Source organism: Escherichia sp. F1 (genome assembly GCF_046764225.1).
GTDB classification, from domain to species: Bacteria; Pseudomonadota; Gammaproteobacteria; order Enterobacterales; family Enterobacteriaceae; genus Escherichia; species Escherichia coli.
On record NZ_CP177202.1, the window covers coordinates 4,770,494 to 4,784,774 of the forward strand.

The 14,281-nt window shown below is 49.6% G+C and carries 12 protein-coding genes and 1 pseudogene; 4 read left to right on the forward strand and 9 right to left on the reverse strand.

Annotation, left to right across the window (positions count from 1 at the left end; translation table 11 throughout):
- Positions 1-131 precede the first annotated feature (131 nt).
- The 4 genes from fdnG to fdhE are packed head-to-tail and all read left to right on the forward strand — an operon-like array spanning position 132 to position 5,655.
- Positions 132-3,182, forward strand: a complete 3,051-nt coding sequence (fdnG, locus tag ACK8NJ_RS22825; RefSeq protein WP_011310337.1) for a formate dehydrogenase-N subunit alpha — start codon at positions 132-134, stop codon at positions 3,180-3,182.
- Between the two features lie 12 nt (positions 3,183-3,194).
- Positions 3,195-4,097, forward strand: a complete 903-nt coding sequence (gene fdoH / locus ACK8NJ_RS22830; protein WP_000331377.1) for a formate dehydrogenase O subunit beta — start codon at positions 3,195-3,197, stop codon at positions 4,095-4,097.
- Positions 4,094-4,729, forward strand: coding sequence for a formate dehydrogenase cytochrome b556 subunit (fdoI, locus tag ACK8NJ_RS22835; protein WP_000829013.1), 636 nt, complete (start codon positions 4,094-4,096; stop codon positions 4,727-4,729). Before fdoH ends, fdoI begins: the two co-directional genes overlap by 4 nt.
- Positions 4,726-5,655, forward strand: coding sequence for a formate dehydrogenase accessory protein FdhE (fdhE, locus tag ACK8NJ_RS22840; RefSeq protein WP_000027708.1), 930 nt, complete (start codon positions 4,726-4,728; stop codon positions 5,653-5,655). The genes fdoI and fdhE overlap by 4 nt, the downstream gene beginning before the upstream one ends.
- Before the next feature lie 214 nt (positions 5,656-5,869).
- Here the strand turns inward: fdhE and ACK8NJ_RS22845 are convergent, their stop codons facing one another.
- From ACK8NJ_RS22845 to ACK8NJ_RS22885, 9 genes and pseudogenes are all read right to left on the reverse strand, one after another.
- The gene (locus ACK8NJ_RS22845; protein WP_001295676.1) at positions 5,870-6,088 is read right to left on the reverse strand and encodes a CopG family transcriptional regulator; all 219 of its coding nucleotides are present in this window, start codon (positions 6,086-6,088) and stop codon (positions 5,870-5,872) included.
- 694 nt (positions 6,089-6,782) lie between these two features.
- The gene (locus ACK8NJ_RS22850; protein WP_225380836.1) at positions 6,783-7,697 is read right to left on the reverse strand and encodes a transposase; all 915 of its coding nucleotides are present in this window, start codon (positions 7,695-7,697) and stop codon (positions 6,783-6,785) included.
- A 12-nt stretch (positions 7,698-7,709) separates the two neighbouring features.
- Positions 7,710-8,597 (reverse strand): annotated as a pseudogene (locus tag ACK8NJ_RS22855) (hypothetical protein); the annotation flags it as partial.
- A gap of 415 nt (positions 8,598-9,012) precedes the next feature.
- The gene (fabY, locus tag ACK8NJ_RS22860; RefSeq protein ID WP_024229722.1) at positions 9,013-9,954 is read right to left on the reverse strand and encodes a fatty acid biosynthesis protein FabY; all 942 of its coding nucleotides are present in this window, start codon (positions 9,952-9,954) and stop codon (positions 9,013-9,015) included.
- Positions 9,955-9,998: 44 nt separating this feature from the next.
- Positions 9,999-10,436: a D-aminoacyl-tRNA deacylase gene (gene dtd / locus ACK8NJ_RS22865; protein ID WP_000560983.1), complete on the reverse strand. Its 438-nt coding sequence runs from the start codon at positions 10,434-10,436 to the stop codon at positions 9,999-10,001.
- Positions 10,433-11,305, reverse strand: a complete 873-nt coding sequence (locus ACK8NJ_RS22870) for a virulence factor BrkB family protein (RefSeq protein WP_000920762.1) — start codon at positions 11,303-11,305, stop codon at positions 10,433-10,435. Before ACK8NJ_RS22870 ends, dtd begins: the two co-directional genes overlap by 4 nt.
- Positions 11,299-11,898 (reverse strand): glucose-1-phosphatase, encoded by a 600-nt coding sequence (gene yihX, locus ACK8NJ_RS22875; protein WP_001314324.1) that lies wholly within the window; start codon positions 11,896-11,898, stop codon positions 11,299-11,301. The genes ACK8NJ_RS22870 and yihX overlap by 7 nt, the downstream gene beginning before the upstream one ends.
- Positions 11,899-12,038: 140 nt before the next feature.
- Positions 12,039-12,926, reverse strand: a complete 888-nt coding sequence (locus ACK8NJ_RS22880; protein ID WP_411961999.1) for an aldose 1-epimerase — start codon at positions 12,924-12,926, stop codon at positions 12,039-12,041.
- Positions 12,916-14,265, reverse strand: coding sequence for an MFS transporter (locus tag ACK8NJ_RS22885; protein ID WP_001291196.1), 1,350 nt, complete (start codon positions 14,263-14,265; stop codon positions 12,916-12,918). Before ACK8NJ_RS22885 ends, ACK8NJ_RS22880 begins: the two co-directional genes overlap by 11 nt.
- Between the last annotated feature and the right edge of the window lie 16 nt (positions 14,266-14,281).

Consider the following 14,281-nt stretch of genomic DNA (forward strand, 5'->3'; position numbering starts at 1 on the left):
TGGATGGAGGGAAATTGAGCCAATTCTGGACCTTTGCGGCCCCTTCCGCAAAGAAAAATAACTCCCACTCCCTGCACACGCAGCAAGCGAATGTAAATGGGACGTGACAATGTCGAAACAAGGAGCAATCCATGCAGGTCAGCAGAAGGCAGTTCTTTAAGATCTGCGCTGGCGGTATGGCAGGCACCACGGCGGCGGCACTGGGTTTTGCCCCCAGCGTAGCACTCGCGGAAACCCGGCAGTATAAACTGCTGCGCACCCGCGAAACCCGTAATACCTGCACCTATTGTTCCGTAGGCTGTGGGCTGTTGATGTACAGCCTCGGTGACGGAGCAAAAAACGCCAAAGCATCTATCTTCCATATCGAAGGCGATCCGGATCACCCGGTCAACCGCGGTGCACTTTGTCCGAAAGGCGCTGGCCTGGTGGATTTCATCCACTCCGAAAGCCGTCTGAAGTTTCCGGAATACCGTGCGCCAGGTTCTGATAAATGGCAGCAAATCAGTTGGGAAGAGGCGTTTGATCGCATCGCCAAACTGATGAAAGAAGACCGCGATGCTAACTACATTGCGCAAAACGCCGAAGGCGTGACCGTTAACCGCTGGCTCTCCACCGGGATGCTGTGTGCTTCCGCGTCGAGTAACGAAACCGGCTATTTAACGCAAAAATTCTCCCGCGCGCTGGGGATGCTCGCGGTCGACAACCAGGCGCGTGTCTGACACGGACCAACGGTAGCAAGTCTTGCTCCAACATTTGGTCGCGGTGCGATGACCAACCACTGGGTCGACATCAAGAACGCCAACCTCGTCGTGGTGATGGGCGGTAACGCCGCTGAAGCTCACCCGGTCGGGTTCCGCTGGGCGATGGAAGCCAAAATTCACAATGGCGCGAAGCTGATTGTGATCGATCCTCGCTTTACGCGTACGGCGGCGGTGGCTGACTACTATGCCCCTATTCGTTCCGGTACTGACATTGCTTTCCTGTCAGGCGTATTGCTGTACCTGCTGAACAATGAAAAATTCAACCGCGAATACACCGAAGCCTATACCAACGCCAGCCTGATCGTGCGTGAGGATTACGGCTTTGAAGATGGCCTGTTCACCGGCTATGACGCGGAAAAACGCAAGTACGATAAATCCTCCTGGACTTACGAACTGGACGAAAACGGCTTCGCCAAACGCGATACCACGCTGCAACATCCGCGCTGCGTGTGGAACTTGCTGAAACAGCACGTTTCCCGCTACACGCCAGATGTGGTTGAAAACATCTGTGGTACGCCAAAAGACGCGTTCCTGAAAGTCTGCGAATACATCGCAGAAACCAGTGCTCACGATAAAACTGCCTCGTTCCTGTATGCCCTCGGCTGGACGCAACACTCCGTTGGTGCGCAAAACATTCGTACGATGGCGATGATCCAGCTGCTGCTCGGCAATATGGGGATGGCAGGCGGCGGCGTTAACGCCCTGCGCGGTCACTCCAATATTCAGGGACTGACGGACCTGGGGCTGCTGTCGCAGAGCCTGCCGGGTTACATGACGCTGCCGAGCGAGAAGCAGACCGATCTGCAAACCTACCTTACCGCCAACACGCCAAAACCGCTGCTGGAAGGCCAGGTAAACTACTGGGGCAACTACCCGAAATTCTTCGTCTCCATGATGAAGGCCTTCTTTGGTGATAAAGCGACGGCGGAAAATAGCTGGGGCTTTGACTGGTTGCCGAAGTGGGATAAAGGCTACGACGTCCTGCAATACTTCGAGATGATGAAAGAAGGCAAGGTCAATGGCTATATCTGCCAGGGCTTTAACCCGGTTGCCTCATTCCCGAACAAAAACAAAGTGATCGGTTGTCTGTCGAAACTGAAGTTCCTCGTCACCATCGACCCGCTGAACACTGAAACCTCTAACTTCTGGCAGAACCACGGTGAGCTGAACGAAGTTGACTCGTCGAAGATCCAGACCGAAGTGTTCCGTCTGCCATCGACCTGCTTCGCGGAAGAGAACGGTTCTATCGTTAACTCCGGTCGCTGGTTGCAGTGGCACTGGAAAGGTGCGGACGCCCCGGGAATTGCGCTGACTGATGGCGAGATCCTCTCCGGTATCTTCCTGCGCTTGCGCAAGATGTATGCCGAACAGGGTGGCGCGAACCCGGACCAGGTGCTGAACATGACCTGGAACTACGCCATTCCGCATGAGCCGAAGTCGGAAGAAGTAGCGATGGAGAGCAACGGTAAGGCGCTGGCCGATATTACCGATCCGGCAACCGGTGCGGTTATCGTCAAGAAAGGCCAACAACTTAGCTCGTTCGCCCAACTGCGCGATGACGGTACGACCTCCTGTGGCTGCTGGATTTTCGCCGGTAGCTGGACGCCAGAAGGTAACCAGATGGCGCGTCGTGATAACGCCGATCCGTCTGGCCTCGGTAACACGCTGGGCTGGGCATGGGCATGGCCGCTTAACCGCCGCATTCTGTATAACCGCGCCTCCGCAGATCCGCAGGGTAACCCGTGGGATCCGAAGCGTCAGTTGCTGAAATGGGACGGCACTAAGTGGACCGGCTGGGATATTCCGGACTACAGCGCAGCACCTCCGGGTAGCGGCGTCGGGCCGTTTATCATGCAGCAGGAAGGCATGGGGCGTCTGTTTGCCCTCGATAAGATGGCGGAAGGTCCGTTCCCGGAACACTACGAGCCGTTTGAAACGCCGCTGGGAACTAACCCGCTGCATCCAAACGTTATCTCGAACCCGGCTGCACGTATCTTTAAAGACGACGCCGAAGCGTTGGGTAAAGCCGATAAGTTCCCGTATGTCGGAACCACCTATCGTCTGACCGAGCACTTCCACTACTGGACCAAACACGCGCTGTTGAACGCGATTTTGCAACCAGAGCAGTTTGTGGAAATCGGGGAGTCGCTGGCGAATAAACTTGGCATTGCCCAGGGCGATACCGTGAAAGTCTCCTCCAACCGTGGCTATATCAAAGCCAAAGCGGTGGTGACCAAACGTATTCGCACGCTAAAAGCGAACGGCAAAGATATCGATACCATCGGTATTCCGATTCACTGGGGCTATGAAGGCGTAGCTAAAAAAGGCTTTATTGCCAATACGTTAACGCCATTCGTTGGTGATGCGAACACGCAGACGCCAGAGTTTAAGTCCTTCCTTGTGAATGTGGAAAAGGTGTAACGGAGACGACATATGGCTTATCAATCTCAAGATATCATTCGTCGTTCCGCGACTAACGGTCTGACCCCCGCGCCTCAGGCGCGGGACTTCCAGGAAGAAGTGGCGAAACTCATCGACGTCACCACCTGTATCGGCTGTAAAGCCTGTCAGGTGGCGTGTTCAGAGTGGAACGACATTCGCGATACCGTCGGCAATAACATTGGGGTGTACGACAACCCCAATGATTTAAGTGCCAAATCGTGGACGGTAATGCGCTTCTCGGAAGTGGAGCAGAACGACAAACTGGAATGGCTGATCCGCAAAGACGGCTGTATGCACTGTTCCGATCCAGGCTGCCTGAAAGCGTGCCCGGCGGAAGGAGCAATTATTCAGTATGCCAACGGTATCGTCGACTTCCAGTCCGAGCAGTGCATCGGCTGCGGTTATTGCATTGCGGGCTGTCCGTTCGACATTCCGCGCCTCAACCCGGAAGACAACCGCGTCTACAAATGTACGCTGTGCGTTGACCGCGTGGTGGTTGGGCAAGAACCGGCCTGCGTGAAGACCTGCCCAACGGGCGCGATTCACTTCGGTACGAAAGAGTCGATGAAAACGCTGGCGAGCGAGCGCGTGGCGGAGCTGAAAACTCGCGGTTACGACAATGCGGGTCTGTACGATCCGGCAGGCGTTGGTGGTACACACGTTATGTACGTGCTGCACCATGCTGACAAGCCAAATCTGTATCATGGCTTGCCGGAGAACCCGGAAATCAGCGAAACCGTGAAATTCTGGAAAGGCATCTGGAAACCGCTCGCGGCTGTTGGCTTTGCGGCTACCTTTGCGGCCAGTATCTTCCACTACGTGGGTGTCGGTCCGAACCGTGCGGATGAGGAAGAGAATAATCTGCACGAAGAGAAAGACGAGGAGCGCAAATGAAACGACGTGACACCATCGTGCGCTACACCGCGCCGGAACGTATCAACCACTGGATCACCGCCTTCTGCTTCATCCTGGCGGCGGTGAGCGGGCTGGGCTTTTTGTTCCCGTCCTTCAACTGGTTGATGCAAATCATGGGCACACCGCAGCTGGCGCGAATTCTGCACCCGTTTGTCGGCGTGGTTATGTTTGCCTCGTTCATCATCATGTTTTTCCGTTACTGGCATCACAACCTAATCAATCGGGATGATATCTTTTGGGCGAAGAATATTCGTAAGATCGTCGTCAACGAGGAAGTAGGTGACACCGGGCGTTATAACTTCGGTCAGAAATGCGTTTTCTGGGCGGCGATTATTTTCCTGGTTCTGCTGCTGGTGAGCGGCGTGATTATCTGGCGTCCTTATTTTGCGCCTGCTTTCTCAATCCCGGTGATCCGATTCGCGTTAATGCTGCATTCATTTGCCGCAGTGGCGTTAATTGTGGTTATCATGGTGCATATCTACGCCGCCCTTTGGGTGAAAGGCACGATTACCGCCATGGTGGAAGGATGGGTTACCAGCGCCTGGGCGAAGAAACATCACCCGCGCTGGTACCGTGAGGTCCGCAAGACAACGGAAAAGAAAGCTGAATGAGTATTCGCATAATCCCGCAAGATGAGCTGGGTTCGAGCGAGAAACGTACGGCGGATATGATTCCGCCGTTATTGTTCCCTCGGCTCAAGAATTTATACAACCGCCGCGCCGAGCGTCTGCGCGAGCTGGCAGAAAATAATCCGCTGGGTGATTACCTGCGCTTTGCTGCGCTTATCGCCCACGCCCAGGAAGTGGTGCTGTACGACCATCCGCTGGAGATGGATCTGACTGCACGCATTAAAGAAGCCAGCGCACAGGGCAAGCCCCCGCTGGATATTCACGTTCTGCCGCGTGATAAGCACTGGCAAAAGCTGCTGATGGCGCTGATTGCTGAGCTGAAACCTGAAATGAGCGGCCCGGCGCTGGCAGTGATTGAGAATCTGGAGAAGGCATCGACCCAGGAGCTGGAAGATATGGCCAGCGCACTGTTTGCCTCTGATTTCTCGTCCGTCAGCAGTGATAAAGCGCCGTTTATCTGGGCTGCACTGTCGCTCTACTGGGCGCAGATGGCCAATCTGATCCCCGGCAAAGCCCGCGCTGAATATGGCGAACAACGTCAATATTGCCCGGTTTGTGGTTCTATGCCGGTGTCCAGCATGGTGCAAATTGGCACCACTCAGGGTCTGCGTTACCTGCACTGCAACCTGTGTGAAACTGAATGGCACGTAGTGCGCGTAAAATGCAGCAACTGTGAACAGAGCGGCAAACTGCATTACTGGTCGCTGGATGACGAACAGGCCGCGATTAAAGCCGAAAGCTGTGATGACTGTGGCACTTACCTGAAGATTCTTTATCAGGAAAAAGAACCGAAAGTTGAAGCCGTGGCAGATGACCTCGCCTCTCTGGTACTGGACGCGCGAATGGAGCAAGAGGGCTACGCCCGCAGTTCCATCAACCCGTTCCTGTTCCCGGGTGAAGGGGAGTAATCTCTGACGTTTTCCGGGTGGCGCAGGTCGCCCGGATTACAATTGATAGGGTATGACGACACCCGCTATTCCCGCAAAATCTCTCGTATTTTGCGAGGCGTTTTCCAGATATGATGTAACAGTTGCAGTTATTATAAGTTCAAGTAAAACAGCCTTGTATTAATACCAGAATAAGGGCATCTGTTTTTTTATATTCAAGAATGAAAAATTTTTGTCATTCCTTATGCTCCTTACACTGATCATCAACACCAACTACCTCCCCCTTTTGCCTGCCTCCCTTTGCTTTACGCACCGGGAATTGCTGACGTTCCAGATATTGCTCTACCGCTTCGCGTAAAATTGCAGATCGTGAAACCTTACGCCAGCCCCTAAGCTTGTTCAGCCGTTTAATTGCCTCTTCTGATAAATGAAGAAAAACCGTATTCATCGCCATTACCAATACCTTACATATATTACTCATTAATGTATGTGCGAAAATTACGCCGAAAAATCATTTAAAAAAAGCGGATTTTTGCATGCTGTTTTGTTTTTGCGAGACGTTTTCCAGAAATAATAAGAACGTTGCAGTTGTTTCATTTGTTAATCAAAAATGGTTTGGTTATCGCCCAGGATGAGATATGGGTGCTATAAATATATTATATTCAGGGATATTTATTTTTTGATTGGGTCTTCATTTGCATAATCTGAATGGTGTACCCGAAAAACGTCAGCATCCTAACAGCACCAGGATTTAAGGTGAAATTTAACATCCATCACAGACCGTTCAATGCTGCCACCAACCGGTCTTTACTTGCTCGTCGTTATAATTTTGTGGGTAACAGTTCGGGAAACAAGGAATTCCTTCCGGAACACCCCGGTATCATCCGATAGCATTGACGTCAATCATCAGCGCGACGGTGAGTTTTTTTAATCGCATCATAGGATGGTAACGTTAAGCACGATTACGGGTCATAGTAAAACTCCTGAGCAGGCGGCACTATGCCGCTTTCACAGGAGTTCTGAATGCTAGTGCTTTCTGTATGGCTTCGCTATGCCCCTCGCGGCTAAGCGCCTGCACACATCTCTCTTTGAATGTCATTTTTGCAATGCATTGTCCGAATTCTGATAATCCTAATGAGTTTTACCCGTCAGACTCCCATCCCTACGGTATACGAGCTAGATTCATGAATGAAATCGACATTTTTAAAAAACGAATCTTGTAAAACATCCGTGTTGATATTACCTTGCAATCCAACATTAAATTTGTTAGAGAGATGAAGAACTCGAATATCAAAAAGGTCTTTTAACATCATTAATTCTTTGGCTGTTAATGAATCGCAACTAAAATATCCCTGTTGATCAAAAAGCTTTTCTATTTCTCTACCATCGGCGAGGCGTTTTTCAAGGAGTGTTTGCAACATCGAGTTACCAAGGACAATGGATATCGTGCGATCTTTCGCAGATTTACACCCCATCACAACGGCAACATTCGTATCCCCCTCAGGAGTTTCATTTATCGCCGTCGCTAAAATGGTGGTCAAACACGCAAACGGAACTGTATTTCTTTCGTGATTTAATTTATCTACCAGCTCATTCCATTTATCAAAAGCCGGGCGATATTTGTTGCGCACAGAAGCATCCAACTGGGTAAACAATTGAGCCATGCGATTTTTTATCATCTCGATATCCGGAGAACCAGAAAGACTTTGTGCATAATACGGTCCTGATGATGTTGCATACATTAAAGCCGATCCCACGCCTGTCGCCATGATGGGCGCAGCCACGGTTTTGGCAAGGGCGACGCTGCGATGGCTATGCGCTTCACAGGCTAAAGGAACATATTCCACTGACTGCGGTAATTCCTCACATGCCTCCCTCATCATTGCGGTATGCTTTACAAACAACGGTTTTTCACTGCCCAAAAAAACTTTCTGCTTAATTGCACTAAGAAAACGTAAATCAAAAATGATTGTTTTTGGTTTATTATTTTTTGGCACATTTCCTATTATCCCGCTAAGAACCTTCCTTGCTGCATGGAGATTTTTTTGCACAGCACATAACACAATTGACGAAGCCTTCTCTACTTCGTTATTGATTTTAATTTTAAAATCTGCATGATATACGTTGACGGGCAATGCAAGTATATCTTCCCCTACATCTTTGGCTGAGTATTTATTTGTGATCGACGGTCGTGAATCCACGAGAAAACTTAGCTGCAAATTATGCTCTATATTACCAGCTGTTTTTGTAGTGTGGTTAAACATAGAGATGCCACATCTCATTCTTTCACACATATCCTCAACTTTTTCACTTCGTTCTTGTGGCAATTTGGCTTTAACGTTAATTTGATGATTTTTACCCGTGCATTCCTTAACTACAAGAGGAATGTTATCTAAAGTGCCATACAGGCTAATAACGTCACCAGGATTTTTATCATGTAAGTAAGTTTGATTAATACTCGAAGCATTCACAAAGAGGTCAATATTATAACTGTTTATAACTTCACCTACATCAAATGTGTAGTGCTTACTCTGGAGGCTGCCATCCTTATTTAATTGTATATCAATCAATATATCCCCGGACTTTGTCACCATATCTTTGCCATAAACCATTTGCATAGCCATTTCGAGGAGATTTTTATCTAACTGATTGCGGGCGTTGAGTAAGCGACTACCAAATAATTTATATACTGTTCCCGTCATTGCCAGCGCTGCACTTTCTGGTACTTTGCGTTTCCACAGTGAGGTTTCTTTATTTTTAAACAGGTCATATTTATTATTACTCGACAACCCGAGTTTAAGTTCGTTAACACAATCGCACAGTTGCTCCTCACCTTCCATTTTAAGGCGATGTGAAAAATCATTTAATAGCGTTTGCTTCGGTGATTCATTACTCATTAGTTGTTTTTCTAAATTAACAATAGAATAACTTTCTTGTTTAATGAGATTAATATTGGCAACCATTACAGCCTCCTTCCCACGGTTTAAGAGCAAACATGCCACATAATTATTTACAACATCCAGAAGCAGTAAATGAATGATACTGACAATGACGCCAGTCCATTATCTTTGCATAATGTTTGTTAGCTATAGATTTTAAAAATATTTATGAGAAAAGTATGGCACCAGAGGGGGTTTTGACTATCAAAAATCGCTCAAACCTGAACTAAGATGATGAATTAAGCATTATCAGCGATAATTGCCACTCAGCTCTACAAATAATATTTAAATGCTCCTGAACAGTGATGTAGCAAGACACGTATGGTGCCAACGAAGAATAAAAATTTATAGAGTTCTTATTCAATATAACCGGAATAGTCAGAGACTGAAGTAAATGACCTGAAAGAATGAGAGAGGCAGCACCGCCCCTCTCCATCAGCTACTCTTCTTCGTTCCCGCCCTCTTCATACGGGCCAAATGGCTTCGCGGGCAGAACGATATACGTGCCTTCAAACACTGCACCCGGCGTCTCGTCGCCAAAGATTTCGACCTGCATTTGTACCCGCGCTTTGCGCCCGCGCGCCAGACGGTCGAGATCGCCGCTTAAGGCACCGAGGTCGGCTTCCGCATGAGGTTTACCGCTAATCGGCTTGCTGTAGCGGATATGCGCATCGGCCAGAATAATCGTTCCGCCCAGATGGCGTTCACGCAGCATCAGCCAGATAAGCCCCCAACCGGTGAGCGTTGCCAGTGAGAATAAACTCCCGGCAAACAGCGTATGGTGCGGATTCTGATTGCCGGTTTCCGGCATGGTGGTGATAAATTTTTGCCCGGTATATTGCTGAATGCGCACGCCCATTTTTTCGCTTAGCGGGATATGTTCGTACCACGCCTGCTGAAGCTGGGCGCACCAGTCGCCGCGATGCAAAATATCATCCAGAGTGGCGACAGGTTTAATCATCAAAAAATGGCGAATCGGCGTGGTGGTTGGCGTGGTGATTTCTCCCTGATTAACAAACCCCAGCTTGGCGAAAAACTCCACCGCGTCTTCGCGGGCGCTACAGGTCACGCGCTTAACACCTTCCTGACGCGCCACAGATTCGAGGGTCATCGCCATCAGCGTTCCTAACCCTTTGTCCTGCACGTCGGGATGAACGGCCATAAAGCGAATGGACGCTTCATTGTCGGCATTAATATACAGTCGGCCTACCGCCACCAGATTACCCTGCTCGTCGACGACCATCTGGTGATGCGCCATCGCATCCCACGCGTCGCGTTCCGAACCTTTCGGTTGATGCAGGGGCTTACGCAACATTTCCCAGCGAAACTGATAGTAACGCTCTAATTCTTCTTCTGTTTGTGGAACCCGAAGGTGGTACATAGCGATACTCTCTCTTGTTTCCCGTGACAACCCTGGAAGCTGGCTCATACCTGCAACCAGAATGTCACGGGGCCATCATTGACCAGCGATACCTGCATATCCGCAGCGAAGCGTCCTGTTTGCGTGTTCATCTCTTGCTGACGGCAGCGTTCGACGAAATAGTCATATAACGCCTCTGCGCGATCCGGTGATGCACCTTTGGAGAAACTTGGACGCATCCCCCGTTCGGTATCTGCGGCGAGGGTAAACTGGGAAACCACCAGCACACTGCCGCCCGCCTGTTGCACGTTGAGGTTCATCTTGCCTTCGGCATCGCTAAAGATGCGATAGCCGAGCACACGCTCGCACAGACGGTTTGCTTTCTGTTCGTCGTCATCCTTTTCGACACCCAATAACACCAAAAGTCCCGCGCCAATTTCGCCCGTCACTTCTCCCTCCACGGTGACGCTGGCACGGGTTACGCGTTGAATTAATGCAATCATGGTTCGTCGTCTTCTTCTTGTTCAGCTGCTTGTTTTAGTTTGCGGTATTCCCCGAGAGTGACAGTAATTTCCGCGCCAAGCAAGACGATACACCATGTCCAGTAGACCCAAACAAAGAGAATGGGGATCACCGCCAGCACGCCGTAAATGAGCTGATATGACGGGAACATGGTGATATAAAGCGCGAAACCTTTCTTTCCTGCTTCGAACAGGAGTGCGGCGACAAACGCGCCGACAATCGCGTCGCGATTAGGTACGCGGATAGTAGGAACAATGCTGTACAGCAACCAGAAGGAGATCCACGACAACAGCAGCGGAAAAATACGCAGCACGTTGTCGATGACAGTATTGAGATCGCTCGCCCAGCGCAGGGAGAGCAAATAGGAACTGATCGCCAGACTGGCCCCTGCCAGCAGCGGCCCCAGCGTTAAAATCATCCAGTACACGGCAAACGAGTAAATTTTTGGTCGCGCTCGTTTACTGCGCCAGATGGTATTCAACGCGCTATCGATGGAGTACATCAACAATAACGCGGTGACGATCAGCCCGCACGCCCCAACGGCGGTCATCTTGTTGGAATTGGCAACAAATTGTTCGATATACCGCTGAATAACATCGCCAGTAGCAGGCAGAAAGTTGGCAAAAATAAAGTGACGCAACTGAATGCTGACGTCGGAAAACATGGGAAAAGCGGCGAAAAGCGCAAAAACAACGGCAACAAGCGGCACTAATGAGAGCAACGACACATAGGCAAGGTTACCTGCCAGGGTTGTCATGTTGTCCTCATCAATGCGTTGCCAGAGTAGTTTTAGCCAGGCCCATAGTGGACGGGTACGGTGCCTGGCTTTGTCCTGAATGGTTTTTAGCATAACACCTTCGCGAAATAGTCCGGGATGGTGGTTTTATCTTTCACCAGAATACTGGTAATGCCTAGCTGATTCGCTCCTTCTATATTATCGGCGTTATCGTCGAAAAAGACCGTATCGTCTGGTGAAAAACCTTCTGCCTGCAAAACATGCTGATAAATTCGTGCTTCAGGTTTGCGCATCCCCAGATCTTGCGACAGATAGATATGGTCAGCAGCATCACGGATTTCCGGGTATTCCTCCGGCCAGAAGGTAGTATGCAGGCGGTTAGTATTGGAAAGCACCACCACGCGATGCCCCTGCTCACGCAGTTTATGCATGATGGCGATCACTTCCGGGCGCAGCGCAACAAACACCGCCTGCCAGCCGTGAGAGAACTGCTCGTAGCTTAGCGGTAGAGCCATCTCATGACACAGCGCCTCTGCGAACGCTTCGTCGCTAATTTCCCCACGCTCATGCTGATGAAACGCCTCGCCCATGTGGAAACTCTTCTTAAGCGTAGCCAGTGGAACACGCGTTAAATCGCTCCAGGCACCCAGCACACGGTTAAAGTCGATATCGACAATCACATTACCTAAATCAAAGATATAGAGCATTTTTGCCTCCTTTCGCGCCACAAGAAATTAACTGTAGCGGGAAAGGATAGGTTTGGCTATGTGGCAATAAGGGTAATCTTGTGATGCTGATTGCGAAAAAGTAGAGTAATTTCACTGGCTTTTTCGCAATAGATGAATGGTTAAGATTCAGGTGTAAATTGCCAACGAGTTTCGATGACCAGCGGCTTATCTGGTGTCACCAATTCCGGCGTTAGATTTATTGCGTTAGGTGCCTGAGTCAGCGGGTTAATACAGGTGGCATCGGGCTGTTTATCAAATACCACCAGACTGTTTGCAGAAGAGATCATGGTCATCGCGAGTTTACCAGGCCACAGTAACTTAACCTTCACCCCGTCATAAAAACCAAAACAGTCATCCCAGGGACCGGCTTGAGGAGAGATACGATTTCCAGTTGGCAGTTCATCACTACCCGCTTCTTCTTGCCAGTCCGCATCAAAAAGCACCTGCAACGATTCTGCATTTTGCGGAGTCAGCTTTTTCGCAAACCACGGATGCCAGCCTGCGGAGGCCGGGAATGTATCGGCATATGAATGGACTTCCAGTTGCAAAACCAGCGCATCGTTCTCCAGCAAAAAAGTCTGAATCACTTCCCCTTGCCAGGGCCACGGTGAAGCCAAGGGCATACGTAAAGTCAGGGAATCTGTTGTTTTGTCGATGATTTCCCACGTTGAGTAACAAGCCATACCATGCAACGCATGTGGTGGTTTATTGGCGGGTAAAGAATAACATTGCCCACCAGCATTCAGCGTCGCATTCCCCAGTCGCCCTGCCCACGGCACCATTGGGAAACAGCCATACTGAAAAGCTCTGCGCTGCGGCTGCCATTGGCGTAATACTTCAGAACCAAATGCCTTTAACGAGGTTATCCTGGCACCATCATGCGGATAAATCTGCAGGTGAATATTGCCTTTTTCCAGCATCACTAACTCTCCTACAGGCCCAGGCCATGGCGCGTCAAACGCCTGTTGTAGCGCCAGGTAATGCTCGTTTTTTCGTTCAGTTTTCATGAGATTGTTCCCTGATGTAGCGGTAAGAAGCGGTTTCTTGTTCATCGGTCGGCTCAATCAGCCAGACGCAAACAAAGGAAAGAACTGAGACAGCAAATAAAAACAGAGCGACATACCACGGTTTTCCTCCCCCTAGCGCCAGCAAACTTGAGGCGATAAGGGGGCTTAGTCCGCCAAGAATCGCGGAAAATTGATAAGCAAAAGAAAGGCCGGTATATCGTACTTTGGTACCGAACATGCGGGTGAAAAGTGTTGGCTGCACGGCAAACATCATCGTCGGACCTAAGTTGTAGCCGAGGATCATACTGCACCAGATGATGAGCGTACTTTTGCTATCCAGTAATAAGAAGAAAGGAAACGCGAACAGGACACAAAATCCTGCTCCCGACAAATACAGACTTTTTTGACCTATACGATCTGATAACCATCCAACCAATGGACAACTGAAAATACCGATCGCCGAGGCAATCAACATACCCGTCAGGGGAATATCTCGCGACAATGCTAATTGGCTGGAAATATAGACAATACCAAAGGCGTTAATAATATTAGAGGAGACACTTTCCGCCAGCCTCGCACCCAGTGCCAATAAAATATTTCGTGGATGTTTTTTGAATAATTCAATCAACGGAGGAACGGACTTTTCTTTATTATTCGTCGTTTTTTGCTTTTGAAAATCCAGCGTTTCTTCGGTATGCAGGCGGATAAACAGCCCAACGATCAACATCACCGCAGAAAGCCAAAACGGAATGCGCCATCCCCAGGAGAGAAACTGCTCCGAAGTAAGAAAATGGTTACAGAGAGCAAAAATACCGGTTGCCAGCATAATACCCACAGACGCTGCCGTTTGCGGGAGTGAACCTAAAAATCCTCGTCGGGATTCGGGCGCTGATTCTATGGTCATCAATGCCGCTCCGCCGTACTCGCCACCAAGACCAAAGCCCTGAATTAAACGTAGCACCATTAATATGAGCGGTGCCCAGATCCCAATTTCCTGATACGTCGGAATAAAACCAATCAAAAATGTGGAGCAACCGACAATAGCCAGCGTCCAGATAAGCGTTATTTTTCGCCCGATTTTATCGCCAAAATGACCAAAGACGATGCCACCTAAAGGACGAGTCAGAAAACCGACACCAAAGGTCGCAAAGGAAGCTATAAGACCTATAAAAGGATCGCTGTCTGGATAAAACAGCGGTGCAAATACCAGTCCTGCTGCCGTGCCAAAAATAAAGAAGTCATACCATTCCATTAACGCGCCTGCGAAACTGCCCATAACGACACGTCTCATGGCTTTACCGGAAAGCCCTTCACGCGGTGCGGGTAACTTTTCAGACATAATTTTCCTCTCCTGG

Excerpts from the sequence above, each read along its gene's own strand:
- yihX (WP_001314324.1), bottom strand. The coding sequence starts at position 11,898 with ATGCTCTATATCTTTGATTTAGGTAATGTGATTGTCGATATCGACTTT.
- ACK8NJ_RS22885 (WP_001291196.1), bottom strand. The coding sequence starts at position 14,265 with ATGTCTGAAAAGTTACCCGCACCGCGTGAAGGGCTTTCCGGTAAAGCC.
- fdhE (WP_000027708.1), top strand. The coding sequence starts at position 4,726 with ATGAGTATTCGCATAATCCCGCAAGATGAGCTGGGTTCGAGCGAGAAA.
- ACK8NJ_RS22880 (WP_411961999.1), bottom strand. The coding sequence starts at position 12,926 with ATGAAAACTGAACGAAAAAACGAGCATTACCTGGCGCTACAACAGGCG.
- ACK8NJ_RS22870 (WP_000920762.1), bottom strand. The coding sequence starts at position 11,305 with ATGCTAAAAACCATTCAGGACAAAGCCAGGCACCGTACCCGTCCACTA.
- ACK8NJ_RS22845 (WP_001295676.1), bottom strand. The coding sequence starts at position 6,088 with ATGGCGATGAATACGGTTTTTCTTCATTTATCAGAAGAGGCAATTAAA.
- fdoH (WP_000331377.1), top strand. The coding sequence starts at position 3,195 with ATGGCTTATCAATCTCAAGATATCATTCGTCGTTCCGCGACTAACGGT.
- fabY (WP_024229722.1), bottom strand. The coding sequence starts at position 9,954 with ATGTACCACCTTCGGGTTCCACAAACAGAAGAAGAATTAGAGCGTTAC.
- fdoI (WP_000829013.1), top strand. The coding sequence starts at position 4,094 with ATGAAACGACGTGACACCATCGTGCGCTACACCGCGCCGGAACGTATC.
- dtd (WP_000560983.1), bottom strand. The coding sequence starts at position 10,436 with ATGATTGCATTAATTCAACGCGTAACCCGTGCCAGCGTCACCGTGGAG.